Below are 1,628 nucleotides of genomic sequence, written 5' to 3'. Positions count from 1 at the left end.
GCAACCGGTTCCGGAAAGACCACGTTGCAATTCGGGCTCGCCATCGAAAAACTCATGGACCCGACCGTATACTGCGACATGGCAACCGGCGAGGAGCCCATCGAGTTCCTGCTGGACGACCTGCGACCGCCTTCAGGCTCGCGGATCAGCCAGACGGAGATCCGCCCTCCTACCCTGACTTTTCCCACGTTCACCCGCAGCCTGACACGCCGCGAGATGAGCGATGGCATCATCACGGAATGTCGTGACGGCGAGACCATGAATGCAGCCATCAATATCGCCATGATGGGCGGTATCCTGGGCACGACGCTGCATGCAGACAGCGTCTCCCTCATGATCCAGCGCGCGATCGCGCTCTGTCCGCCCTCGGAACGTGACAACCTCGTCTCTGCCCTCGCTCAGGCGCTCCGGTTCTGCATCAACCAGCGCCTTGTACCCCGCAAGGGCGGCGGGCGTGTTGCGATCCGCGAATTCCTCACTTTCGATCGTGATCTGCGCCGCAAGCTCACCCGGACCGAGCCGACGGACTGGCCCGACGTAGTGGCCGACGCGGTCGAGGCGCAGGGCCAGTCTTTCGGAAAGGCCATCCGCAAACTGCTTGATGCCGATCTGATCACCGAAGACACCGCTCTGGCGGAAGAAAGGAGAGACGCGTGATGTGGCGTGCAACGGCCTATCCTGTCCGGGTTTTCATTCTCGATGCCCGCAGCTGCTTTCCCATTCTCATCTCCGTGACACACTGGAGCCTCACCACCCTGCTGATCGGGGTCTTCGGCGTGGTGTTTTTCGGGACGATCTCGTTTTTCGGGCTGACGCTGCCGGCCGCGATACGCTCCATGCGACGCTTCCTCATCGGGCCGGTCCGCACCGCCCTGCCGACATGGCAAAGGAGGCGGTTCTCATGAGCACGATCGATCTGGCGGCGATCAGTGCCGCGCAGACACGGCTTCTGGCCGAAATCGGCAAGCCGATTGAACTGCTGGACCGTGGCACCGGAAAACGGGTGGTCGTATCACCGGCTGACTCCGCACACCCTGAAGCCTATCTGCCCGTTTTCCTGATCAGCGCCGAAGCCCTGTGGCTGGAACTGACAGGGACAGGCTTTGCCCTTGATGTCAGCAGGACACCCGACAGCGCGCTCGGCTATGCCGTCCGCAAGGTCCGCGCCGGTTCATTTACGGTCGTGATGTTATGTCTGATTGATGTCACGATGAGGCTTGCGCAGATGGAAGACGCGCTGGTCCTCAATCATCTGATCGACTTCTGGGGCGAAGCCCATGGCCGGATTGCCGATGTCACGCCGACCCTGCAGGGGGCGACATGATCCCCCGCCTCGCTCTGGCGGCACTCGGGGTATTTCCCTTTTTTGCCCCCAGCACGACCGCCCGCGCCGCGAGCATCCAAGAAGATGGCCGCCAGATTGCAGCCTGTCTGGAGGCTTCGGCAAAAATCTCCGGTGTGCCCCGTGGCGTGCTGCTCGTCCTCCTCTATGTCGAGGCCGGCCGTCCCGGAATGGTCAGCCCGAACAGTAACGGCACGGCGGATCTCGGGCCGATGCAGGTCAACACGACATGGGTCGATCGCATCGCGAGGCGATGGCACAGCACGCCCGCGCAAACATATGCGGC

3 protein-coding genes and 1 pseudogene are annotated in these 1,628 nt (G+C 62.5%); all 4 read left to right on the top strand.

The annotated features are described in order from the left end of the window. Positions 1-657 (top strand): ATPase, T2SS/T4P/T4SS family (locus GEU01_RS21550; protein WP_019087649.1); only part of this gene is annotated, 657 nt, incomplete at its 5' end. Next, positions 657-905 (top strand): IcmT/TraK family protein, encoded by a 249-nt coding sequence (gene icmT / locus GEU01_RS21545; RefSeq protein WP_010511855.1) that lies wholly within the window; start codon positions 657-659, stop codon positions 903-905. The genes GEU01_RS21550 and icmT, both read left to right, overlap by 1 nt. Continuing rightward, positions 902-1,324, top strand: a complete 423-nt coding sequence (locus GEU01_RS21540; RefSeq protein ID WP_019087648.1) for a hypothetical protein — start codon at positions 902-904, stop codon at positions 1,322-1,324. The genes icmT and GEU01_RS21540 overlap by 4 nt, the downstream gene beginning before the upstream one ends. Beyond that, a pseudogene (locus GEU01_RS23795) lies at positions 1,321-1,628 on the top strand (lytic transglycosylase domain-containing protein); the annotation flags it as partial. The gene GEU01_RS21540 and the pseudogene GEU01_RS23795, both read left to right, overlap by 4 nt.

Source organism: Komagataeibacter europaeus LMG 18890, from assembly GCF_000285295.1.
GTDB lineage: Bacteria > Pseudomonadota > Alphaproteobacteria > Acetobacterales > Acetobacteraceae > Komagataeibacter > Komagataeibacter europaeus.
This window is presented reverse-complemented; position numbering and strand designations above follow the sequence as displayed.